Raw genomic sequence first — 26,145 nt, forward strand, 5'->3', positions numbered from 1 at the left:
AAATGGCAAGAAAACTAATAACGATTATTGTAGTCCTACTCATGCTTACACTAACAGTTAGCCCCATCAATGGAAAAGCTGCTGGTTTAGGCAATAAAGTCAGTGAAGTTAAAACAGAGGTTTCACCACAGGTAATACATTCACAGCAAAACTATACGTCAGGTTCGATACGTCAGTTTGTAAATGTTTTAGATGTCAATTTAAATAATACATATACAAAACTAGAAATTGGTATGCCCAATCCTATTAATTCATTAAAAACAACATCAGCGATGGCCAAGCAAAACACATATGATGGGCATCGTGTTGTTGGGGCTGTCAATGCCTCTTACTTTTTAGGAAATGGTATGCCTGCGAACTTGTTAGCAGAAAATAATGAAATTGTGAACTATGGTATTTTGGGAGATACATATGATAGCCCAACACAAAAGCCAGTTGCATTTGGTTTATCGAAATCAGGGAAAGCGATTGCAGACTATTATTCTACGAATCTAACTTTCCAAGTGAATGGCAAAAGCTATCCTATCGATCTTATTAATAGTGAACGAGGAACAAATAAAAACGTTTTATATACACCGGAAAAAAGATCAACAGGGACAAATACATGGGGTGTAGAACTCGTTGTGTCGGGCGCTAGTCAAGATACAAGCACCTTGCATTTTGGTGACCAGTTCTCTGGTACAGTATCTCATGTAACAGCATATGGAGCAGAAGGTAACTCTTCTGTACCAGCAGATGGCTTTGTTATCTCTGTCCAAAATAAAGAGTTAGCCGCTGAATTAAGTAGCATTACAGCAGGTACAAGCGTGGATGTCAGCTTATCGATCGATCAAAAATGGATGGATGCCCAGTTCATCTTAGCTGCTGGACCAATGCTTGTGCGTAACGGCAAAGTGGATATTTCTATGCCAACCAATTCAGGGTTTGCTTCTACACGTAGTCCACGTACAGCAGTAGCTATAGATGCTACAGGTACAAAGGTATCTCTTGTCACGATTGATGGACGCATAAGTGGTCATAGTAATGGTGTTAATTTATCAGATTTAGCTGCTCATTTAATTTCAGTGGGTGCTTCTTCGGCTATTAACCTAGATGGAGGCGGCTCTACAGCAATGGTGGCGCGTAATCCAGGAGGTTATTTCGCCAACCTAGTGAATAGACCGTCAGAGGGTAGTGAACGTCGTGTATCTGCCATTTTACAGGTAGTGAATACAGCGCCACCAGGGAAAGTAAAATCAATTACGTTAAGTAGTGTTGGTCAGGTAATGAAAGGATCTTCTGTAGATATGCAAGTTGCAAGTGCCTATGATCAATACTTGAATCCAATGACCATCAACCCAGCAAATATGAACTGGACAGTTGAAGGAAATATCGGCAAAATGGACGGTGCAACCTTCACAGCAACACAAAAGGGTGAAGGAAAAATTATTGGCGAGTATGAAGGAATTCGTACGTCTACAGCTGTGAAAGTAGTAGATCTAGCAGAGAAACCAATTGTACTAGATAGCTTTGATAATACTTCTTCTTGGACAACAGAAACAGCGAAAGCCAATGTTTCATTAGCAAGCTCTAAAGAGTATGCTAGACAGGGGACTGCTAGCTTACAATTAAACTATGATTTCACAACAGCAGGCACAGGTACAAAAGCAGCCTATATGGTTGCGAAAACACCAATTGCTATTTCAGGGCAGCCTAAAAATATCGGTCTTTGGGTATTTGGCGATGCTGGTAAGCATTGGCTAAGAGGCGTTGTGATTGATGGTGCTGGAGCGAAGCATACAATTGATTTCACAAGTCAGGGCGGTTTAGACTGGAGTGGCTGGAAATACGTGACGGCAGATATTCCAAGTGATCTACCACAGCCACTAAAATTCGAGCGTTTGTATGTTGCTCAGCCAACAGCTTCTCTTCAAAAGAAAGGACAGCTGTATTTCGATCAATTACAAGCAGTATATAAAGACAATCATGTGGAATTAGTTTATACAGATGTAACAAAAGGGCATTGGGCATTTTCCGAAATCCAAAGCTTATACGATCAATCTCTTATTAAAGGATACTCAAATGGAACGTTCAAACCTGAGGCATCCATTACACGTGCCGAGGCAGCTACGATCATCGCTAGAGCTTTAAATCTAACTACAACGAAGGATTCTAGCTTTAAAGATGTGAGTAAGAGCCATTATGCATACAGTGCCATTGCCGCAGTTGAGCAGGCTGGCATTATTAAAGGGCAAGAGGCAGGGAAGTTTAATCCAAACGGACAGCTTTCACGTGCAGAAATGTCTGCCATTTTAACAAGGGCCTATAAGTTAACAGGTACAAGCAAAGTAAGCTTCTCTGATGTGAAATCAACACATTGGGCATACAGCCATATCCAAGCACTTGTGGCAAATGATTTAACTGGCGGCTTCCCAGATAACACATTTAGACCCGATGCACAAATTACACGTGCGCAATTTGCAAGCTTCTTAAATAGATGTTTATCATTAAAATAAAAATGACGAATCCCCTGTAGTAATCTACAGGGGATTTCTTTTGTAAAAAAAACCGCCTTGTCCATAAAAAGACGAGGCGGATTTAGATTAGAAAACGATATATTTCACATATTGCTTCCAAGTTAGCTCTTTAAAATGGCTCCATTGGATTTTCTCAACAGGTAATGTTCTGAAGGTATAGGCTTCGAGATTACGTTTCTCATTGGAGAGCATTGGCGTACCTTCATCAAGATAATCCATAAAAATAGCTGACTTAGCCGTTTTAAATTGCACATTGACATCAATTAGCTGAATTTTACCGTCCTGATTGATGATATATAACTTTTTGTTCCCTTTTTTAGCTGTGGTTAGCCACGATTTATCGACTTTATAGGAATCGAATGCTTCGTTGACAATAATAGAGGCTTTGCCAGTTGTCGAAAATGGGATGTCCTCGAGTGGGGCATCCTGCTGCAAGGTCACTTCATAATTAGTTGGTTGTGGCAAGGCAGCCGTTTTGGCTAGCTCATTTGCCCAAACTGTCTGATCGTCAGTAGCAATCGTTTGTTTTTCTAATACGATGCCAGATAGATCATCCTTGACATGTTTCACCTTGAAATCTACAGTTTGCCCTTCCTCCACCTTTTGCCATTCCTTTTCTGATAAATAGGCATACATTGCTTTTTCATTCGAATAGATTTCAAAAGTTAGCGCACCAGCTTCTTCCTTAATCGCTGCCACAACACCATCAATAGGGCTGACAATACCCTGACGAGATTGAATTTGTGTAATTTGGGCTTCAAGTAATGCAATTTGACGATTTGTTTCAGCAATATGTCGATTTAACAGGGCAACCGCTGTAGATGCTGAATTTTGTTGAGCAAGCTCTAATTTTAGCGTTACAGATAGCTTGTCATTGATTTGATCCGTATTAATGGAGCTTTTTGGATTCGAATCGTCACCATATTCATCCTCAATTTGATCAAGTGCATCCTGTAAATCTTGTAATTCTGTTTCATAGGCTGTGCGTTCAGATTCAAGCTTTGTTAGCTCCTCATCCACCTCATCCGTTTTATAGGTAGCAAGTACATCATTCATCATCACTTCTTGGCCACGCTTTACATTCACAGCTGATAAGTTAGTTGCATCAGCAGTAATCGTGTATGTCTCAGCAGGTGCTACAATGGTATCTTTATGAACACGCTCTGTATTCGTGCCGATATAAGCTTTTTGAAATTCATCGATAAAGTAGGATCGTGTCACGTTGCTATTATCTTTAAAGACAAAATAAGCATTTATGCCGATTACTAGCATTGCTAACACGATGGTCGTAGTTGTCCATGGTCTTGTTTTGATAAATGCCATCATCCTAACCCCCTAGCAATCCATTCTTTAATTGGTAGTACACTAATCAAACCAACAAATATGGCCATAAATAGCTGTACACCAATCAATTTGACTACTAACATTTTTCTACTAGCCTCTTCCTCCCATTTTGATAGGAAGAGATACTGTACAATAATGATTAAAACCGTTGTTACCGTCAATTGATTGAGGGTAAATAACACGAAATCTGTTTCAATCACCTGTAAGGCAGCAGGAGCTAAGGAGAAGAAAGAAAACATGGTTGTATAGCGTACTGCATAGAAAACAGCAAAGAGGATTGCTTTTTCAATTAATAGAAAGGCTACAACATAAAGCTGGACTTTTTTTATCCAAGTATAAGGAATGTCCGTTAATAGATGTAAAAGATAGGTAACACCATAATAATGGAAGCAAAAATAGACGATTGCCCATAAAACGGCACCAAGCATCGAAAGTATACGTGCTACATAGTATTCATTTTGTAAATCCTTTGCGAATAAGGATGTTAAATTTTCTGTCCCCATTCCCCAATATTCGCGAGCAGCAAACAACAGGATGAAAAGAATGAACACCGTTAGTACTCTTTTTTTATATCCGATGACCTCGCCTTCCTCTACGATGCTAGTAAAGTAGGTAGGATTTTTTAAGCTATGCCAGAACTTATAATGGTAAAACATAAAACAGCGTCCTTTCTTCCAAAATAGGATATCAAAGTTGTAGTATACACCTTGTAAAGATATTATGACATATGAAAATAGCTGTTTTTTTCCAATAAATTCATTGAAAAAACATAATCTCTTATTATATGTCGATTGGTGAAAACCTTATATAACACCATTGTATAGTATAATTGAAATAACTTCCTGTTTTTCTAGCTAGTAATTTAGAAAAATTACTTTTGATATGTCTCATTTTGTAAATATATTAGAATGGCTTGAAATCAAGCAATTTACACCGATACTAAAGTCATAAATTCTAAATGAAAATGAATACAATCATTTTCCTATACATAAACGATGAAAGGGTGGTTCGATGAATCGAAAATTGACAGCAGGGGTCATAACGGGTCTTTTATTGGCACCTACGGCTATAGCGAACGCACAGGAAAATGATGCACAATCCCGCGTCACAACACATACGGAGCAAGTTGCCTATATGAATGAAGTAGCAGCTACCACTTCAAGAGAGCAGCTTATTGCTCAATTTAGTAAGCTGTCGGAGGATTCCTTAGAAAGTGAAATGGTACTTGCGGGAGGCGATCTAATAGTTGTACAGAATTCAGGAGATTTTAATTCTGATGAAAAAGCAATAATTAAAGCGAAATATGATTATGTAGTAGAACAACGTCGACTTTTACTGAAGCTTAAAGAAATTGGCCCTAAGATTGATAAAATTTCGTATTCAAGCAAAATATTTACCGAAGAAGTTAAAAATATAAAAGCTGAATATGACACATTTTTAGGGAATAAAGAAACAGCTACATCATATCTCTATGTACAAGATCAATTTAAAAAAGCTATTGAGGTAGCACTTATTAATAATGCCAGCGGGGTAGCATCCGATATACGAAAATCAGTTTTGCAGTATGGATATGAGGAGGAGGCTCCACGCAATGCTTACTTTAAAGGTAAGGGAGCAGATATAGACAAACTAAATAAATTAATTAGTGATGCAGCTACAGCGAAATTAGCTACAGATGAATTAGATAAATTAAATTTACTAGATGCTACTGCAATAAAAAGTTTTACGACTACTTATAATGCACTTACAGCAGATCAAAAGAAAATAGTCGAAGCCTATAACCCCAAAAACGAAGCAGTAACACCTTTTAAAAAGTATAAGGATGTTATAACAGGTCTGTCCGCAGTGGATAAAGTCTCTTTAAGTATCGATCAGCTAAAGGCAAAGCAACCTTCAGACTTTTCCTCAGCAACAAGTTTTATAAGTGCCGTAGCAGCTATTGAAAAATCATATAATAGCCTAAACAATGCTCAAAAGAATTTAGTTTCAAACTATGATGATTTAAAACCATTTATACAAGCAGCAGATGTTTCTAAGCAAATCTCATCTCTAAGAGTTTCAAGTGAAAAGTCTTATCGTGATTCAGTTTCATCATTAAAGACAATCTACGATAATTTAGATAAAATTAAATTATATGTAAAAAACAGTGTAGATCTAGAAATAGCGAATGAGAATATTAATTCTGCAGTATTCATTGAAGGATTAATTGAGAAAATTAAGGATGCTCCTAATAAAGTTGAAGCAATTAAAACAGCACGAAAAGCTTATGATGTCCCTTCATCACAGTTAGGAGCAACTATCAACGCAGCAAATGTCAAAAAAATAGTCAATAATCTAGCAGAGCTCACAGCGTGGGAGAAAAATTTAGGTGCTGCCTTAAAGGTAGATAAGTTAATTGATAGCCTTGATCCTGCCGCCAAAACATTTGAAAGTAAAACTTTATCTGCGTGGACTGCCTTTAATAAGCTGACTGAAAATGATCAGAAGCTAGTGCAGGGAGCGACAAAGCTAATGCTGTTTCAAACATACGCAGAAGCATCGAAAACGATTAATACATTAAAGCCGACAACTGACTACGGTACACAGCTTACCAAGTTGAAAGAGACAGTGGAGAAATTAGATACGACTTTGCAAGGGCATGAAACAGCTCTTACTAATTTGAAAACACAGCTGCAAAACAAAATAGATGCTTTAGTTAAAGAGGAAGAAGCGGTACAGGCTGTTACAACGGAAATTGATCTGTTAAATAGCAATATAGCTATTGAAAAAATATTGGATGCACGAGCTCACTATAATGCGTTATCATCAACAGCTAAAAAGCGTGTGACAAATATTAAAGTGTTAACAGATTTAGAGAAATCCTATAAATCGGTTGTTAATGTTATCTCTCAATTTGAAAAATTGGATCCTTCCTCTAAAAGCTATATTTCTAAAGCAAAATCAGCTTATACGGCTTATGCGAAGCTAGATGATAAAAATAAAATATTTGTCCAAAATTATAAAGAATTAAAAGATGTAATTCCTGCAATTGACGTAATGGTGCAAATTAGTACATTAAGCCCTTCTAAAAAAACGTATAAAGATGATGTGGTAAAAGCAGATGAAGCGTTTAATAAATTGGGTGAATCTCTTAAGGCAAAGGTAGTAAATAGCGAGGACCTAACAAAAGCACAAGGCTATATCAATACGGCCAAAGCATTTGATGACCGTATTATAGCATTAGCAAATGAAGGCCCTGACACATTTGTCAAAAAGGTAGCCGAACTTACATTAGAATATAAAGCAATGGATAAGAACGCACAGAAGCTAGTGGAGCAAGCCAAAATGTTAAGCTCCTATGAAAAGGATAACAAGGCAGTAATCAAGGTGATTCAAATGATTGATGCCTTAAATCCAACAAATAAGGATTATACAAAAAAGGTTCTTGATGCACGTAAAGCCTATAATGCACTTGATCAAGTCTCCCAAAAGCGAGTAACAAACTATGCTAATCTCACTGCTGTAGAGGATGTTGCTTCCTTAATTGGTCTCATTGCGTCGTTAAAACCAACAAGTAAAACTTTCTATCAAGATATGAAAACAGCGCGTGAGCTTTATGATGCCTTGCCAGCAGAGAAGCAGCAAGCGATCGTGAACTATGATGCACTGGTAGCAGCAGAAAATGAACAGGGATTAGCACAGAGTGTAGTCGAGCTAATTAAATTAACAGAAGTGCAAGATGCTGACTATTTAACGAAGCTGATGAATGCGCGTGTAGCATACGATAAACTGTCATCTGACCAAAAGAAATTAGTGACGAATATTAAAGATTTAACAACACGTGAAAAAGCAGTGAAACCAATTTTAAGTGTGATGGTTCAAATTAATGAATTAGATCCAGAATCAACAAGCTTTGTTAGTAAGGTAAACTCAGCACGTAAAGCGTATGATAAGCTATCGAAGGATCAAAAAAAATACATCGATAATATTAATATTCTCTTAAAATTTGAGCCTGTCTCGAGTGTGATGGAATTGATTAGTAAACTAAAATCTTCAAGTAACACATTCCTTCAAGATACATCGCGAGCACGCTCACTTTACGATGCACTACCTGGCGATATGAAGCAATATGTGACAAACTACTATTTATTGCAAGCAGCGGAGTCTAGTATTTTAGGGGCTGGTAATGTCATGCAAATGATTAATGACTTACCAACCGTTGATCCAAAGCAATATGTGAAACGTATCCAAGAAATCCGTGCTGCTTACAATGCTTTACCAAAGGATCAGCAACGAGCTGTTCAAAATTATAAAGTGCTACAAGATCAGGAAAAGCTGATAAAGCCTGTAATGAGTATTGTAGAAGATATAGACCGATTGCTAACGGCAAAAGATATGAATAGCCAATACCAAAAGATTTTAAAAGCCTATGATAAGCTCAATGCTGATCAACGACGCTATGTTTATAACGACCAGCTATTGCTTTCACTAGATAATGTTATAAAGGTTTATAATAATATTGCTAAATTGAATCCAAAGGATAAATATTACTTTGGTATGGTGGAAGCGGCGCGTAAAGAGTATGATAGTTTGAATACGACAGATAAACAGCGTATCTCCAATTATTCTCTTTTACTCGAAGCAGAGAAAAGTTTAGCTGATGTGAAGAAGGTTGTGGAGATCATAGCGGGACTGTCTCCAAGCTCGTCGACATATATTGAAGATGTGGCGAATGCCGTTGCTGCCTATAAGGCATTGGACTCTAAAATTAAAGGACAGGTCATTAATGAGGATGTCTTAAAGCAGGCTGAAAAAGATGTGGCTGCCGTTCTCAAAGTTGTTCAAGCGATCGGAAATATTGATCCAGACAGCTCATCATTTGAGAAAAAAGTGCTAGCAGCTCAAAAAGATTATAGTAATTTGTCGATTGAGCAACAGGGCTTAGTGTATAATTACCGCATTCTAGAAGACTATCTTAAAATGATTCAATAGTATGATAAAAAAGGAGTTTTCCCAATGAGTATAACGGGAAAACTCCTTTTATAAGTAAGAAAAAATGAATCCTAATATTAATTTCCAAAAAAGTGAAACTATATCATCTGAAATTCGTATCTTATAGTATAAATGGTCACTTTGATTGGGAGGTACCATTTCATACATTTTTATTTTGCCAACGTGAGGAGGTCGCCCTGTTGAAAAAATTATTGAGTATAATGGTACTTTCAATAGCTGCAACCGTAGGAAGTTTAACTAGTTTTAGTCAAGTAGAAGCAGCATCTGCTAAGGCAGTAGATGTGACAAATTCATACTGGGCAAATGCCTCAATTCAACATATGCTCACAAAACAAATTATGACTACATATAACGACAACACGTTTAAGCCAGAGCAAGCTATTACAAGGGCAGAAGCTGCTGCTGCCATTGCTCGTTCTCTTCAAACAAACCTGGACATTGAGAACCCTTTAAAATTCAAGGATGTTCCTACAACACATCCATATTATAAGGAAATTTGCCAGCTTGTTAAACGGGGAATCATTCAAAAGAGTGATGCCTTTCATCCAGAAGAGCCTTTAAAGCGTATGCAGGTGGCAAAAATGCTAGCTCTTGCGTATGAAATTAGGGTAGATGGCAAAAATAACAGTCAATTTGCGGATATTACACGTACGCATTGGGCAAAAGATTATATTGAATCCTTAGCAGATATCGGCATTATTGGTGGGGTGGATGCTAAACATTTTGCTCCTGACCAATTGGTAACACGTGCACAGTTTGCTGTATTTGTTGAGCGAAGCATGGCTTTTCAGCAAAAAATTAAGGCATTGGAAGTAGTCTATGACTATCTAGCAAAGGATTATATCCCAACTGTTAACCTTTCTTCTGAGTGGTCTAAAAAGGTAATTGAATTAATAAATGTTGAAAGACAGAAGAATAAGCTAGAACCTGTTGCTTATGATTCGGAACTTACTCAAATTGCCATTATCAAAGCACAGGACATGGTAAATCGCCACTATTTTGAACACGTTTCCCCATTTTATGGGGCACCTTGGGATTTAGCGACATTATTTGATTACAACTATACAAGTTTTGGAGAGAATATTGCTAGAAATATTAAAACACCTGAAATTGCTGTTAAGGCATGGATGGCTTCACCTAGCCATCGAGATAATATTTTAAAAGAGCACTATACGAACACAGGTGTTGCAATAGCACAGGATAGCAAAGGAAATTACTATTGGGTCCAAATGTTCTCTAGTCAATAAGTTGTTGTGTAACAAAGAATCGCTAATATTACAGAAATGTTACGAAAGTTCCGAATTACGATAAAAAAATCCCCTTTTTAACGCTGAAAATACCGCCAAACGTTGGTATTACAGCGTTTTTTTGCTGTCTAAAACCGTTACACAATTGAAAAATAACATTCGCCTCTTTTGTGATAGTCTATGTATAGGCAAAAAAGTTTTGAGAGGGGTATAACAAAAGTATGAATAAGAAATGGTTATTACCGATTTTTGCATCATTTATGTTATTTTCAACTACTAATATTAATACTGCTGAAGCAGCGTCTAAAGCAGATTTAACTGATACAGCTTCTAAATATTTAGGTGTACCATATAAATACGGCGGTACTACAACTAGCGGTTTTGATTGCTCTGGCTTTACTTCTAAAGTATTTTCAGACTTAGGCATTCAATTAAACCGTACGTCAGGATCTCAATATCAACAAGGTACTGCAGTTGCCAAGAGTGATCTTCAAGTTGGCGATTTAGTATTTTTCAATACAAGTGGTAGTGGTATTTCACATGTGGGGATATACATAGGTGATGGTAAAATGATCCACTCTCAAACTGGTCAAGGTGTAAGCTACTCAAATGTGAATGACCCATATTATTGGGGCGATCGTTATGTAGGTGCTAAACGTGTGGCAACATTTGATGCTCAACAACAAGCTGAAGTAAAACAAGCAGCTATTGACTTTTCCGTATATGCTTCTCGTGCAGAGGTAGCAGTACAAATTGCAAAAGCTTTAAACTTAGATACATCTGATACTACTACTAGTTTCGTAGATGTAAAACCTACATATGCGCATGCAGGTGCTATTGCAGCTGTAGCAAAATTAGGTATCTTTGAAGGCGATGCAAATGGTAAATTCAACCCGTCTTCACCAATTACGCGTGCACAAATTGCAAAAGTATTAGTGCTAGCATTTGGTCTTGAAAATAATGGCGGAAGTGTAGCATTTAGTGATGTGCCTCAAAAGAGCTGGGCTAATGAATATGTTTCTACTCTAGCATCTAATGGCATTACAAATGGTGACGGAGACGGTAGCTTCGGTTCCGATGAATTACTAAAAATCGAACAATTAAAAGTTTTTATTGAAAGAATCCAACAATAAATTCATAAAGTTAACACTTTAATTGTGTCATAGATTGCAAGAAATGATCTTTTGAATAGCGTATAATGGAAGAAGGGTTTGCAATAGCAGACTCTTCTATTTTTATGATAATTTTGTAGGAAAGGATGTGAATTGGAAAATTAAAGTTTAACAGTTCTATTGTATGATGCTTTATTTAGCTAATTTTGTTAAAATGGACACGTTAAGAGAACAAGAAGGGAGGAAATAAGACATTGAACATCAAAAAAATTAGTCTTATCTTGTGCGTCTTATTCATTTCGGCTTCTATGTTTACGATACATAGTGCAAGTGTCAGTGCAGCTAACAATTCAAATATAACATTTGAAGATGTTACTAAAAATCACCCAGCCTATGAAGAAATCAATTATTTAGTAAATTTGGGGGTAATTCAAGGTTACTTTGTGAATGGTAAGAGAGTCTTTGGCCCAAATAATAGTGTAACAAGAGGACAAGCAGCCAAAATGGTTGTTGTTGCCTCTGGTAATAAACCATTAGTTGTAAATAAATCTAGCTTTTCAGATGTTACAGTCGGCACTGAAATGTCAGGTTATATAGAACGTGCTGTACAGCTAGGATTTTTCGACAAAAATATAAAAGGTCAATTCTTACCAAATAAGCCTCTAACTCGTGGAGAAATGAGTCATGTATTAACAAAGGCTTTTAATTTAGATACTAGTGAGTATGAGGGGATCGACTCACCTTTTACTGATGTAGGAATCACACATGAATATGTGAAATACATCAATACAATCTATTATAATGGCATTACCAACGGAACAGGTAATACGTATTTACCGAACAGCACTGTAACACGTTCTCAATTCTCATTATTCGTTGCACGTGCAAACAGTGAAAAATATCGATTAGAGCTTCCTGTAAAAGGTGTACAAGTTCCAGATACATCACAAGTCATTGGCTTAGTGAAGGTCACTACAGATGGGTTAAACATCCGTAAGACAAAAGATTCTACTTCAAGCACGAACATTGTGGGCAAAGTCAATACAGGCGGTAAATTATCAGTCTACGCTGTTGAAAGTAATTGGCTAAAGGTTACTTATAAAGGCGCATATGCCTATATTTATAAGCAATATGCAGAATTTGTAGATGCAGATGGCAATGCGTTAGGAACAGTCGAAAAAGAAGTAACGACAAAAAATGCTGTCAATTTATATGTGAAGCCTACATCTTCAGCAAAAGTCATTTCATCGATTAAAGCAAACGAAAAGCTTCCTGTTTACAAAACAATTGGTGGCTACTACTTAACACAAGTAAATGGTTTACCAGGTTATATTGTAGTGAATAGCACTACGGATATTGTGGAAGAAGAAAAGCCAAATCCTAATCCAAATCCAGATCCAACGCCACCAGCTTCTGGTGATGTGCTAGGTAGAGTCACAGTTGCTAATTTAAATGTTCGCAGTCAAAGTAACTCTACATCAGCCGTATTATTTAAGCTGAATAAAGGAGAGTATGTCCAAGTTAATAACATCAATGGTTACTGGGCAGAAATCACCTATAATGGCCAAACAGGCTATGTTCACAAGTCTTATTTGAAGCTATTAAACCAAACAGCTAAACCTTTACAAAATCGTATTATCATCCTAGACCCAGGTCATGGTGGTAAAGATCCAGGTACAGTAAAGGGCTCTGCTTCTGAAAAGAACATTACATTAAAAGTCAGCACACAAGTGAAACAATTACTAGAGAATGCTGGTGCAAAAGTTTATATGACACGTACTGGTGATACGTATCCATCCTTACAAGATCGCGTAGACTTTACTCAAGCAAACTATGGTGAAATTTTTGTAAGTGTTCATGTCAACTCTGCTGCTAATACGTCAGCGTCTGGTACTGAAACATATTATGCAATATCTACAGGAGATATGTATCAGGAAGACGTTGATTTAGCGACATATGTTAATAATCAAATTGTTAACAATTTAAATATGAAAAATCGTGGTGTCAAGCAAGAGCAATACTACGTAATTCGTAATATGGTGATCCCGTCTATTCTAGTAGAACTTGGTTTCTTAACGAATGCAGAGGATAACAGTAAAATGACAAATGATCAATACGTTAAATTATTTGCAGAATCTATTTATAATGGTATTTTGCAATACTATAAAAAACAATAATTGATTAAGAGACGATTTCAAAGGTGTACTAGCCTTTGGGATCGTTTTCTTATTCTCTATATACCCAAATAAGAGAAAGACAAACTAATTGATAGAAATGGCTATAAAATTCTCTCTAATCATACAAATAATAGCTAATTTGATTGCTACGGCTAGCTAGTATGAAAGATAAGGAAAAGACACTTTTGCAAATATGATTGGAGTGGAGCCAGCGTCACAGATGAGACCCTGGAGCGAACGAAAGAGTGAAGCGGCTCATCGGACGTCCCCTGGAAAGGACGCTGGCGGAACGGAAATCAACCTCCTGCCTTATGAAAAGGCCTTTTTTCTACTAGTGACTTTATCTTTTTTACAAAATGAAATGGCTGCCTCCTTTATAAGAGGCAGCCATTTACTGTTATTTCACGGTATTGATGAATTTAATATAATCCTTACTTATATATCCAGGTTCAGTGTTTAGTTTATCTGAAACAATTTGATACCAACCATTTGCGCTTGTATCTGTAACGATGACAGGCATATTACTTTTACTAAATGTGAAAAGTGGACTTTGACTTGTTGATGCATCTGCACGAACATTTAGCCCAGCTGTTGTTGTAAGAGCGATTTTATAAGGATTATTTGCATCTTTAAAGCCTAAAGCTTTTTCTGCACGATAGTAATGTCCTGCAATTTTTGCGCCCCAGAATGGATCTGAAGCGTATTTTACGTTGAAGCCGATAGCCTTAGAACCGACAACTGCGCCATTCGTATAACGTCCACCTGGCGTAATATAATTTGGCTGAAGGAATTTTTCAACTAGCTCATTAATATTGGCTTCTACACTATCAAACTTCTTATTTAGTGGATTTGTATCATAGACATATAATCCAAATAGATTGTTTAGATTTTGAGCGTGATCACTCATACCATAGGCACTCTCATGCTGTGCTAGGGATAAAATAAGCATAGCATTGATATGAGAATTGGCTTCCACTTCTTTTAATACAGAGCCTAAACCAAGTAGTTTACTTTTAGTTGTGGCATTTTTATAAATCGAAGCACCTGAGCTTTCAACCTCTGCTAATTTTCCCACAATATATTGATCTAGCTCATCTGCTGTATATTGAGTTGTTGCACGAGCTGGTAAGAACTGATAGTAGTTATAGGCTTCTCCTTTTGAAGAACCATCAGCATTGGTAAAGTTGATGCCATCCCAGCTAAAGTATTTCTCACCCTGCTTCATAAAGCTAGGGGCCTTGCCATACACGTAACTAGCAGAATATTTATTAGTTTTATAATCATATAAGGTATGTTTTATTTCACCGTACTCATTTGTGTAATAAGACCGACCTTTTACTAGAGCAGAAGGAATTAAGGTAACGTCAGCCTGCTTTAAATAGCCAGTATGACCAGCTAAGCGTACTTTTACTTGTGTGGCATCACTACCTAGATACTCCATTTCTGTATTACCAGCAACTGCGATTTGATCCTTAATCGTTTCAGAATTTAGAGCAACATAATTATTCGTTACAACATAACCTGAAGTCATTTTAATAATTTTATCATTTTGAGTAATCACTAAGGAACTAGTCGTCATCGCCTTTTCAGCTGTTTCAAAGCTAGTAAAGGTTTGTTTGTCTACCAAGTTACCATTGGAAATTTCTTTGACGATATATGTGGTAGTATTACCGTTATTACCAGTATTACCGTTATTACCAGTATTATTGTTGTTCCCATTATTACCAGTATTATTGTTGTTCCCATTATTATTAGTATTACCGTTATTTTCGGAGTTACCATTGTTTTCATTTTTACCAGCGTCAACCTGATCAGCAAGAAGAATTAATCGTAGAATAAATGTCGATGCCTCACCAATTGTGGCATTGTCTCTTGGTAAAAACATGCCATTGGAGCTTCCTTTAATAAGTCCTAATTGTGCACCGATTGCAACATCCTGACGGAAATCTTTAAAAATAGTTGCATTGTCTTTGAAGGTAATAGAAGAAGTACCTTTTGGTATTTTTAAATAATCAACTGCTCTGATTAGCATCACTGCCATATGCTCTCTTGAAATACGGTCATCTGGCTTAAATGAGCCATCCGTATAACCAGTAATAATTCCAGCAGTAGCGGCAAGCTTAATTTCATTTGCAAATAAATATGTGTCGGACACATCTGTAAACGTTATCTCGTTCTTTGTGTCCAAATTTAAAGCTTTTGCTATGTATGTGGCGAATTCACCACGTGTAACCGTAGCATTCGGACGATAGCTTCCATTTGCATCCTTCAGTAATGCATCTTTCTGAATTAAATAGCGTAGACCACTTTCATGCATATGTCCTGATAGCTCGTCTGCATAGACAGATTGGGGCTGCCAAATGACTAGACTAACAAGCATCATGAGCAACATAAAAATTGATAGTTTTTTCATAGTCTTACCCTCCTAAACTGATATCATTTTAACAAAGTTACACAATCAAGATAAGGGTCAAATGTTAGAAATACCATAAAATATACCAGCGATTTATAGGCAATAAGTATGCTTTTGTCATTTGATGTGAGAGTTAGTTTTAAATAGGGGAAGGAAAGTGAACCAAAATTCACATGAGTTTCTTCTATTATATATGTCATTTGTGTTACCCCAAAAAAAATAATGTCGTACATTGCTTTCTAAGAAGCAATGTACGACATTTTATTGAAGTAAATATTAAAGCATTTCTGAAGTTGTTTTTGCTTGCATATGCAGTTGTAGGTAGTCTGGGCCACCTGCTTTTGAATCTGTACCTGACATGTTGAAGCCACCAAATGGTTGGTAACCAACGATTGCACCTGTACAGCCACGGTTGAAGTAAAGATTTCCTACATGGAATTCTTCACGCGCTTTTTCTAGGTTCATGCGGTTAGTTGTGATAACAGCGCCTGTTAAACCATATTCTGTATCGTTTGCAATTTCAATCGCATGGTCGAAATCTTTTGCTTTTGCGATCGCTACCACTGGTCCGAAGATTTCTTCTTTCATAATACGTGCAGAAGGATCTACGTCCGCGAACACAGTTGGTTGTACGAAGTAACCGACTGAATCGTCTGCTGTACCACCAGCTACTAAACGACCTTCGCCTTTACCGATTTCAATGTACTCAGTAATTTTGTTGAATGCTGCTTGGTCAATTACTGTTGCCATGAAGTTGCTGTAATCAGTTGGGTCACCCACTGTTAAAGCGTTTGTTAACTCTTCTACGCGATTTACCACTTGCTCATATACATCTTCTACGATGACAGCACGAGAACATGCTGAACATTTTTGACCTGAGAAACCAAATGCTGATTTCACGATCGATTGTGCAGCTAATTCTAAATCTGCTTCTTTATCGACTACGATTGTATCTTTACCGCCCATTTCAGCGATCACACGTTTAATCCATATTTGGCCTTCATTTAACACAGATGCACGTTGGTTGATACGTAAGCCGACATCACGTGATCCTGTAAAGCTGATGAAGCGTGTTTTTGGATGATCAACTAAGTAGTCACCTACTTCAGCACCAGAACCTGGTACGAAGTTAACCGCACCTGCTGGAAGACCAGCTTCTTCTAATACTTCGATAAATTTATACGCTACAACTGGCGTTGTAGAAGCTGGTTTTAATAATACTGTGTTCCCTGTTACTAAAGCAGCTACTGTTGTACCAGCCATGATTGCAAATGGGAAGTTCCAAGGAGAAATAACAATACCGATTCCTAATGGGATGTAGTCATAACGATTGTATTCACCTGGACGGCTTTCGACTGGCTGACCGTTTTTAATGCGTAGCATTTGGCGACCATAGTATTCCATGAAGTCGATTGCTTCTGCTGTATCTGCATCAGCCTCTGCCCATGGTTTACCAGCTTCTTTTGTTAATAAAGCAGAGAATTCATGTTTACGACGACGTACGATTGCTGCTGCTTTGAATAGAACGTCCGCACGAATCGCTGGATCAACTTTTTTCCACGTTTTGAATGTTTCATCTGCTGCTTGCATCGCTTTTTCAGCTAAATCTTTGCTCGCTTTTGACACGCGACCAATGACTTCTGTTTTCTTTGCAGGATTGTACGAAACGATTTTATCTTCTGTTGTAATGCGCTCGCCACCGATAATGAGTGGGTAATCTTGACCTAAGTAACCTTCAACTTTATTTAAAGCCTCTACATAAGCATTGTAGTTTGCCTCTTGTGAAAAATCTGTGAATGGTTCGTGTTTGTATGGAATCATGTCAGTTTCCTCCCCATGGATAAATGGTGCCAAATGATTATGCACCTTTTAAGATTGTGTTAATTATATAATGCAATATAATTTGGCATTAATCAACTCAAATTTTAAAACTTTTTTTAATTTTTGCATCTGCTTTTCATATTGGTGTTAGAATAAGCTTAATGGATTACAGGAGGACAAAATGGATAACAAGGTACTACTAAGTATTTATAAATACGTCATTGAAAAAGGCGATATGGGCATTTGTGTGGTAGACACAGAGGGTAAATTGCTTATATACAATAAAAAAATGAGAGAATTGGAAGGCGTCAATGAGGATGAGTTTGAGGAGAGGCGAGCCTTAGAGATTATTGATTTTGAAATCGAAAAAAGTGATATTTATAAGGTCCTCAGCTCTGAAACGCCAGTACGCAATATAAAAAAAACGTATTGGAATAAAAAAAATCAAGAAGTGACCTACATAAGCAATATTTATCCGTTGCACTATGAAGGCTCTTTAATAGGCGCTGTGGAATTTGCCCGAGATATAACACAGCTTGAATACATGATGTATCAGCCTCTAAGAAGGTATGGCGCACCATTGACATTTGACATCATCACGGCTGTGTCACCCGTCATGAAGGATGTCATTGAAAAAGCAAAAATTGTGGCGCTAAGTAGAATGCCTGTTGTGTTAATAGGGGAATCAGGTACTGGGATTGATATGGTTGCTGAGGGAATACATCATGACCTAAAGGTGCAAAATGATATGTTTATTGCTTTAATTTGCCGTCGAGATGAGAAAACAGTATTAAAGCAATTTGAAAAATATATTGTGGAAAAGGAGAAAATAACCTTCTTTGCTGAGCGCATTGAATATTTATCTCTAGAGGCACAAGAAAAGATTGTTGAACTTTTAAATAATCATCCTAATCATCAGCATGTTTTAATTGCTAGTGTTGGCAAAGATCCAATTGATTTAATTCAAAAGCATGAGCTATCCAAAAAGCTTTATAGACTTTTTTCAGGTATTACGATTTATGTACCTCCTTTACGAGAAAGAAAAGAAGATATTATGCCTTTTATCGATGATTATTTCAAAAGACATCGTGATAGCTTTGGCTCGTCTATTCATGGGCTTTCAGAAGAAGTCCAAGATATCTTTTTAAAATATGATTGGCCAGGAAATTTAAAGGAATTAGAAGTCCTACTGGATGAAATAACCTCATTGATCACCAATGAAACGATAGTTGAATCACATATGCTGCCAGTGCATTTCAAATGGAAAATCCAAAGCTCTTGTGAGGAGACGGAAAAAGAGGTTTCTACGAGCGACTTGTTTGTCATTAAAAATCAACAGGATATTCGACCATTAGATGTCTATATGAAAGAGGTAGAGGAGTACTATATTTCAAAGGCATTGGATTTTCATCAAGGAAATATCTCCAAAACAGCCGCTGCCTTGGGGATTCGTCGACAAAGTTTACAGTATCGAGTTAAAAACTATAAGCTTAATAAAAAAAGCGAAAACATTGATTAACCATGTTTTCGCTTTTTTGGATAGGTTCTCGAAAGTGAAAGATAGAATGATCTAACTGAAGGATAAAAACACGAAACTGATGGATAGCTTCAAGCTTGTATAATTATTTTCCTTTTTTCGAAAGGCGACCAAGCGCAAATGCTGCTGCTCCTAAACCAATTGCCATGTTCGTTTTTTTGTTAAACACTTGTTTTGTCACAAGTGCTACATTTTGTGGACGCTCAGCTAAACGACGCATAAAGTAACCGTACCAATCATTACCAAATGGTAGATATGTGCAGAAATTATACCCTTCACGAGCAAGGTCTAGCTGCATTTCTTTACGGAAACCATATAACATTTGGAATTCGAATTTTTCATTTGGAATATTGTGTTGTTTCACAAATTGTTTTACATGGTTGATCACATTATGGTCGTGTGTCGCAATCGAAGTAAATTTACCATGTAGCAAATGATATTCAATTAGTTTTAAGTAATTATGGTCAATATCAGCTTTAGATTGATAAGCCACATTTTCAGGTTCTTTATAAGCACCCTTTACAATACGTAAGCGGAAGTTTTTATATTTCTCAATATTTTCCTCTGATTCGAAGAAGTAAGCTTGAATAACCGTCCCTACGTTATCATACTCTTTGTGTAATTCCTCTAATAATTCAAAAGAGCTATGTAAACGCTCGTAGTTTTCCATATCGAAATTCACGAAAATATTATATTGATGTGCAAGAGCTACGATTTCTTCTAAGTTTTCATAACAAAATGCGTAATCAATATCTAAACCTAATTGTGAAGGTTTAAGTGAGATGTGTGCATCAAGCTGTTCATCATGAATAGCTTGTACAACAGCTAAAATATTATTTTTGGCCGCAGTTGCCTCTGATTTTTCGTAGACGAACTCGCCTAGATTATCGACTGTACAAGAAATATTGGCCTTGTTTAATTCCTTAATTGATTGCACAACTTCTGGTAAACTTGTGCCAGCAACAACACTTTGCGCACCCATTTTTAAACCATATTTTTGTGCAGCGCTGTTTAATAATTTGTTCTCGGATAAGTAAATGAAAAAGTCACGTAATACCATTATATGCCTCCAAAAATGAAAATTTTAAATTCTTGGCGATTATAACACTTTTTTTGAAAAGTAAAATGGTTTGATTTTCAGAAAAAATATTTTTTAAAGCCAGTTAGTGAGATAAAACTATTGCAATCATTGACTTTTTCATGAAAAAAATTTAAATTAAAAATTTTTTTCAAAAAAAAAAGACTTTTCAAAATAAAAGATTTGCTTTATGTTAATTAATATATGTCTTAATTTGCACATAGGCATGATGGTATTTAGGACTTAAAAGACATAATTATTATTTTAATATAATTTATTAGTGGGTATTCTTTGAAGTGATTCTTAGATATCCACTTTTTCATTTTTCAATTTAAATATCATATTAATAGTAGTTTATAGTAAAAAAAAACAGGGTGTATTATAATAAAATGGTATATAATCAAGATTAAATTATGTACGTTTTGTGAATTTATAGTTACTTTTGATTTAGAATAGTGTGTCTATATAAGCAATACAAAAGGGAATATGACTACTCTAAACTAAGATAAGGTGGAAAGTATGGCAAGAGGCAGAAAATTTAATTCAAATGGCGAACAAAGTAAACAACTATTACTTGAAAAAGCGATAGAGCTATTTTCTGATAAAGGTTATCATTACACAAAAATTAGTGACATTGTAAAGGCTGCCAATGTAACTCAGCCTACTTTTTATCTCTATTTTAAAAGCAAGGATGCCCTTTATAACGATTTGAATGCGCAATTTCAAAGCGGATTCTTGGCAGTAATGAATAGTAAGTCAACTGACATTATTGAATATGGGTTACAGGGGTTTATCACGCTATTAGAGCAAAAGTTATTGAACTTGTTCGTATACATAATTGAAAATCCTGAATTAACAAAAATAGGTTTGATTGAATCCAAGCAAGCACAATTGGTAAAAAACCAAATGACACAGCAATTGATCCACCTTATTTATCTGCATAATTGTGACAAAGATCTACAACTGTATAGTGTGGATATAAAAATCATGATAGATAGTTTAGTAGGCTCAATAGAAAGACTCATCATTACGAATTTATTAGAAGAAAAAAGGTTACCTGCAGAACTTGCAAATGATATTGTACAATTATATTTTTGGAAAACCAAAGAAGTAATATGAAAAACTGTCATCGATACTTATTATCGATGACAGTTTCAGACTGTAGACAAAAGCCCTCGAGAAGTTCACTCTCGAGGGCTTTTGTCATTTTTCTTCCTATGTCGTCTTGATATTTGGTCATACATTGCCAAATCCAACATACGCTTCGAGCATAGTTGCTCTCTTAAGCTACTTGCCACGTCCAAGTAGCCAGTTTCTTTAAATTCATGGCAGCAAAAGTAAGCATCGCCTGCATGGACAATTTTTTTAGACCTCTTAAGGTTGTCCATCGCATACCATGCTTTTCCTTTGCATCGGCAAAGACACGCTCAATCGTTTCTTTGCGCTTTGCATAGATTTGTTTGATTTCATTGGAATGACGTAAATGTTCTGCTTCCTCTACATATGATTCCCAAATATGACGTTGAATGAGTTTTTGATGTTGCTTACTTTCTGTACATTGGGATAGGCTCGGACACTTCGCACAAATCAAAGGATTCGATTTATATTGACGATACCCTTCTTTAGTCGTTGTCGTATACTTCAATATCTGTCCTTGTGGACAAAGATAACAATTATAGTGCTCATCATATATATACTCATGCTTTCGGAAGAAACCATCTTTCGTTTTAGGACGTGTATAAGGAAGAACAGGCAACATTTGATTCTCTAATAAAAAGTTTGTAATTGCGGGTGTTTTATAGGCTGCATCTGCCGCAACAGCTAATGGTTTTTGAACGTTTTTAATGATTCTTTCCACAAGTGGCTGTAATACATGACTATCGTGCACATTTCCCGGAGTCACAATGGCACCCAAGACAAAGCCCTTTTCATCTGTCGCTGCATGAAAAGAATACGCAAACTGTTTCGTACGTTCATCCTTCACGTAATAGCCACTTTCAGGATCTGTCGTGCTTTCCTTTATTTCTTTCCATTCTTCTTTTTCAAATTTCTCCGGGGAAAAGGGCTTTTTTCCGTGTTCCTCACGATCAATATTTAACTCTAATTCAAGTTTCTCTTCATAAGCCCGTGTTTCTTTTCGCACAACTTTTTTATCATACTTTCGTTTATTCGCACTCGCTTTCACATGCGTAGAATCGATAAATAAATGGTCTGCATGGAGGAGTCCTTGATGCATAATCTCTTTTAATATACGATAGAATATCTGCTCAAATAGATCAGTGTCTTGAAAGCGACGGACATAATTTTTACCAAAGGTAGAGAAATGCGGAACTTCTGTATGGAAGCCAAATCCTAAAAACCAACGATACGCCATATTCGTTTCAATTTCTTTGATGGTTTGACGCATGGACCGTATACCAAAAACGTACTGAATAAACGTCATTTTAAAGAGAACAACAGGATCAATACTAGGGCGTCCTTTAGCAGAGTAGAGGTTTTCTACTAAAGGATAGATAAATGAAAAATCAATAGCCGCCTCTAGTTTTCGTACTAAATGATCTTGGGGAACTAATTGATCAATCGTTAACATTTCTAATTGTTCACGTTCATTGATTTGATTTTTCGTCATCATGGTTGATCACCTCGAAAGTGTACTTTTTATCAATAGATGAATAAGGAATTCTTTATGTAGAAGTTGATTGGAACGAAGGGTGGCGACTCCTGCGGGAAAAGCGGGAAAGTCGAGATCCTGGACTGAGCGAAGCGAGGGAAGCAGCTCGACCCCGCCCGCGGAAAGCGTCCGCCCGTAGTGGAAATCAACGGCTTTACTTTATTTTATTGTAAAAGAAAAAAGACTGTAGGCAAACTCAAAATTCATTGAGTTTGTCTACAGTCTGAAACTGTCATCGATACTTATTATCGATGACAGTTTTTTTAATTGCTTATTTTTATATGCTGATAGTAGCCTTTTTGATCTTTGCTCTTTGGGTGAATAAGTAAAATATATTCCTGGTTCGGTGATAAAGCACTCTTAGGCGTAACCGTTATTGAACGCCCTTCAATTTTAACTGCTACGGGTACTTCCTTAGCTCCTAAAGCAGCCAGTTGAATGTTGCTCTTAGCGATTTGTGAAGTAAGCCCTGAAGGAATTTTCACTGTAAATTTTTGTGTATCAGCTATATTTTTTACCGTGGAAAGTTGTTTATATTTAGGATACTTCTCCTTCAATGCATCATAATGTGCCTGGAAAATAGGTGCTGTTGTGGTTTGAACATTTGGCTTAACGCCGACTTCATGAATAGTATGACCCGCAGGACCTGTAAATTTACCAACTGTAAGCTTTAAATAGCTTCCATCTTGTAATGTGTAAAAGCCTTGCATAGCACCTTTCCCATAAGTTGTTTCTCCGTATAAAATAGCAGCTTTCTGGTCTTTCAACGATGCGGAAAGCATTTCAGAAGCGCTGGCACTATAGCGGTTTATAAGAATACGTGTATCTTTAGGAAACTTTGTATCTTGTTGAACTGCTGGGATGGTATAAGAGTTATGTGCTTCTTCTAATAAATAGGCAACTTTAGCAGATTGGAATAATCCTGTTAGTTCTTCAGCGGTTGTCACATAACCTCCACCATTATTTTGTAAATCTAAGATGAACGATGTTGCACCACGTTTTTTTAAGTCTATCAGCGCATTTTTAACAAGCTGTGCACCATCCTCTGAAAAAGAAGCCAACGAAATATAGCCCACATTTCCAAATAGCAGGTCAGTTTGTACATTCGGTAATGTGAATTTCTTACGTGTAATAGTTTTGGTAGTTTTTGAACCGTCACTATTTTTTAATGTAACTTCCACCTTAGTTCCTTCATTACCAATTAAAAGGGAAGAGGCCTCTTGTGTAGAACGACCGATAATGGATTCACCGTTAACGCCAATAATGATATCTCCAGCCTGAACACCAGCCTCAAACGCGCCACTGCCTTCGATTACTTGTAAAATATGAATTCCATCTTCGTGTTCTTCAATCACCACACCTATACCTATAGTAGATAGGTTGATGCTATTCATATAATTTTCAAATTCTTGCTTAGTGAAGTAGGTTGAGTAAGGATCAAGCATACTCATGATTTCTGAGATGGATGTAGCCTTCTCTAAGTTTCCATTAATTGTTCCAACGTAAGTATCTTTCACAATCTCCTTAATTTCCTTGATAAGCTGTGGATCATTTTCAGCAGCGTGAGTAGTTGTAAAAGGGAGAAGGAAGAAGCCTAGAACAAATACGAATGACCATATTAACTTTTTCATTGGATACCTCTTTTCTAGAACTCAAAATAGAATGTATCATTATTAGGTATTAAATGGATGGTTACATTATGCAATTGAGTATCTGATTTTTATTATACATGAAGCTATCGCTATAGTGGTGGACTTATATGAGATAGAAAAAGAATCTACTTGTCGCTATGGGCAAGTAGATTCCTGTAAATTATTTTTTTATCAATTTATGAATAATAAAACCAATTGATGCACCAACAATAGCTGGTAAAAGCCAGCCTAAATTTTGTTCATACATTGGCAATGCCTTTAGGATAGTTTCATAAGGTGTAATTTCAACTTTCATTTGTTTTAAGCCATCATATAGACTGACAAGGAAAGTTGGAATGAGTGCTAAAATATAAACAATTTGTCCACCTTTAAAGAAATGATCTGCTAGTGACAAGACCATCAATACCATAGCTAAAGGATAAATGATTAATAGCACAGGTAGTGAAGCACTAATTATTGTTGAAAGTCCCACATTTGTAATAGCTGTACTAAAAATAGTAAAGACAACTAAAAATGTTTTATATGAAATTTGAGGGAATAGCTTATGGAAAAATTGTGCATTAGCAGTTAATAAGCCAACAGCTGTTGATATACAAGCTAGTAAAATAGTCGCAGACAAAATAATACTTCCAAGGCTTCCAAAGAGCACCTCAGCTGATTTTGCAATAATATTTCCGCCATTATCAGAAATACCGATTGCATTGATACTTGTATTACCTATATACCCTAGAGAGATATAGACAAAGGATAAACCTATTGCAGCAACGACCCCCGCAAAAATCGTTGTTTTTACTTGTTTTCTCGTATCTTTCATACCCATATCACGCAAGGCCTGTAAAATGACGATACCAAAAACAAGAGCACTTAGAACATCCATCGTTAAGTAACCTTTTACAAAGCCTTCAGCTAAAGGTGAGACCTTATAGTTTCCTACGGCTTCTCCTGGTTCTCCCATAGGAGAGATGAAACTTTTAACAGCAAGCAATAAAATAACGAAAAGCAGGGCAGGTGTTAAAATTTTACCTACTCGATCAACGAGCTTCGAAGGATTAATAGATAAATATAGAATTAACGTGAAAAACACAATAGATGTGATAAAAAGTGGCGCCCAATGATCTCTCATACCTTCAGAAAGAAAAGGCGCAATGCCTATTTCGTAGGACACAGACCCAGTACGTGGTACAGCAAAGAACGGTCCAATTGCTAAGTAGACGATGGAGGTGAAAATCACCCCAAAAGCAGGACTAACACGGTTAGCAAGCAGTTGTAAATCGCCTCCTGCTTTGGCAACAGCAACAATCGCTAACAATGGTAGACCAACACCTGTTATAAGGAAACCAATCATGGCTACAGTGACATTTTCACCTGCTTGTTGGCCCAATAATGGTGGGAAAATAATATTACCAGCACCCAAGAACAAGGCAAATAGTAGTAATCCTACTGCTAAATTTCCTTTGATGAAATGCAAGATGTTTTTCATAAGTATATTAACTCCTTTAAGATTGAAAAGCTAAAACTTTCTAAAAATTTTAAATACAGAAGTGTATGTTATCATAGGAACACTAATCTTGCAATGAAAACAGTA

Annotated in this window: 15 protein-coding genes; 7 read left to right on the forward strand and 8 right to left on the reverse strand. The window is 36.5% G+C overall.

Annotation, left to right across the window (positions count from 1 at the left end; genetic code table 11):
• The first annotated feature begins 2 nt into the window (after positions 1 to 2).
• The gene (locus tag LCP48_RS03530) at positions 3 to 2,495 is read left to right on the forward strand and encodes an S-layer homology domain-containing protein (protein ID WP_225340704.1); all 2,493 of its coding nucleotides are present in this window, start codon (positions 3 to 5) and stop codon (positions 2,493 to 2,495) included.
• A gap of 87 nt (positions 2,496 to 2,582) precedes the next feature.
• Here the strand turns inward: LCP48_RS03530 and LCP48_RS03535 are convergent, their stop codons facing one another.
• Both LCP48_RS03535 and LCP48_RS03540 read right to left on the reverse strand, forming a co-directional pair.
• Positions 2,583 to 3,842, reverse strand: a complete 1,260-nt coding sequence (locus LCP48_RS03535; RefSeq protein ID WP_216486178.1) for an efflux RND transporter periplasmic adaptor subunit — start codon at positions 3,840 to 3,842, stop codon at positions 2,583 to 2,585.
• The gene (locus LCP48_RS03540; protein WP_225340705.1) at positions 3,839 to 4,516 is read right to left on the reverse strand and encodes a hypothetical protein; all 678 of its coding nucleotides are present in this window, start codon (positions 4,514 to 4,516) and stop codon (positions 3,839 to 3,841) included. The genes LCP48_RS03535 and LCP48_RS03540 overlap by 4 nt, the downstream gene beginning before the upstream one ends.
• A gap of 355 nt (positions 4,517 to 4,871) precedes the next feature.
• Between LCP48_RS03540 and LCP48_RS03545 the strand changes: the two genes are divergently transcribed.
• The 4 genes from LCP48_RS03545 (at position 4,872) to LCP48_RS03560 (ending at position 13,388) form a co-directional block, all read left to right on the forward strand.
• On the forward strand, positions 4,872 to 8,831 hold the full coding sequence (locus tag LCP48_RS03545; RefSeq protein WP_225340706.1) for a rhoptry family protein: 3,960 nt from the start codon (positions 4,872 to 4,874) through the stop codon (positions 8,829 to 8,831).
• 200 nt (positions 8,832 to 9,031) lie between these two features.
• Entirely contained in the window at positions 9,032 to 10,099 is a 1,068-nt protein-coding gene (locus LCP48_RS03550; RefSeq protein WP_225340707.1) for a CAP and S-layer homology domain-containing protein, read from the forward strand.
• A gap of 221 nt (positions 10,100 to 10,320) precedes the next feature.
• Positions 10,321 to 11,232, forward strand: coding sequence for a C40 family peptidase (locus tag LCP48_RS03555; protein WP_009371892.1), 912 nt, complete (start codon positions 10,321 to 10,323; stop codon positions 11,230 to 11,232).
• 233 nt (positions 11,233 to 11,465) lie between these two features.
• Positions 11,466 to 13,388: an N-acetylmuramoyl-L-alanine amidase gene (locus tag LCP48_RS03560; protein ID WP_202341974.1), complete on the forward strand. Its 1,923-nt coding sequence runs from the start codon at positions 11,466 to 11,468 to the stop codon at positions 13,386 to 13,388.
• Positions 13,389 to 13,785: 397 nt separating this feature from the next.
• On the opposite strand, the gene LCP48_RS03565 is transcribed toward LCP48_RS03560, so the two are convergent.
• Both LCP48_RS03565 and pruA read right to left on the reverse strand, forming a co-directional pair.
• Entirely contained in the window at positions 13,786 to 15,801 is a 2,016-nt protein-coding gene (locus LCP48_RS03565; protein ID WP_225340708.1) for an S-layer homology domain-containing protein, read from the reverse strand.
• A 276-nt stretch (positions 15,802 to 16,077) separates the two neighbouring features.
• Positions 16,078 to 17,622 (reverse strand): L-glutamate gamma-semialdehyde dehydrogenase, encoded by a 1,545-nt coding sequence (gene pruA, locus LCP48_RS03570; protein WP_066036915.1) that lies wholly within the window; start codon positions 17,620 to 17,622, stop codon positions 16,078 to 16,080.
• 181 nt (positions 17,623 to 17,803) lie between these two features.
• Here pruA and LCP48_RS03575 point away from each other — a divergent pair, with 181 nt between their 5' ends.
• Positions 17,804 to 19,141, forward strand: a complete 1,338-nt coding sequence (locus LCP48_RS03575; RefSeq protein ID WP_216486601.1) for an AAA-type ATPase lid domain-containing protein — start codon at positions 17,804 to 17,806, stop codon at positions 19,139 to 19,141.
• A gap of 103 nt (positions 19,142 to 19,244) precedes the next feature.
• Here the strand turns inward: LCP48_RS03575 and LCP48_RS03580 are convergent, their stop codons facing one another.
• Complete coding sequence (locus tag LCP48_RS03580; protein WP_004230892.1) at positions 19,245 to 20,219, reverse strand: proline dehydrogenase family protein; 975 nt, start codon at positions 20,217 to 20,219, stop codon at positions 19,245 to 19,247.
• Positions 20,220 to 20,756: 537 nt separating this feature from the next.
• On the opposite strand from LCP48_RS03580, the gene LCP48_RS03585 reads away from it, so the two are divergent.
• Positions 20,757 to 21,356 carry a TetR/AcrR family transcriptional regulator gene (locus LCP48_RS03585; RefSeq protein ID WP_225340709.1) on the forward strand — a complete coding sequence of 200 codons (600 nt, stop codon included), beginning with the start codon at positions 20,757 to 20,759 and terminating at the stop codon, positions 21,354 to 21,356.
• 163 nt (positions 21,357 to 21,519) lie between these two features.
• On the opposite strand, the gene LCP48_RS03590 is transcribed toward LCP48_RS03585, so the two are convergent.
• The 3 genes from LCP48_RS03590 to brnQ form a co-directional block, all read right to left on the reverse strand.
• Positions 21,520 to 22,869, reverse strand: coding sequence for an IS1182 family transposase (locus LCP48_RS03590; RefSeq protein ID WP_225340710.1), 1,350 nt, complete (start codon positions 22,867 to 22,869; stop codon positions 21,520 to 21,522).
• Positions 22,870 to 23,171: 302 nt separating this feature from the next.
• The gene (locus tag LCP48_RS03595) at positions 23,172 to 24,539 is read right to left on the reverse strand and encodes a S41 family peptidase (protein WP_202341970.1); all 1,368 of its coding nucleotides are present in this window, start codon (positions 24,537 to 24,539) and stop codon (positions 23,172 to 23,174) included.
• A 181-nt stretch (positions 24,540 to 24,720) separates the two neighbouring features.
• A complete protein-coding gene (gene brnQ, locus LCP48_RS03600; protein ID WP_202341969.1) occupies positions 24,721 to 26,040 on the reverse strand; it encodes a branched-chain amino acid transport system II carrier protein in 1,320 nt (439 codons plus the stop codon).
• Positions 26,041 to 26,145 lie beyond the last annotated feature (105 nt).

Origin of the sequence: Lysinibacillus capsici (assembly GCF_020217405.1) — a bacterium.
Taxonomy (GTDB): domain Bacteria; phylum Bacillota; class Bacilli; order Bacillales_A; family Planococcaceae; genus Lysinibacillus; species Lysinibacillus capsici.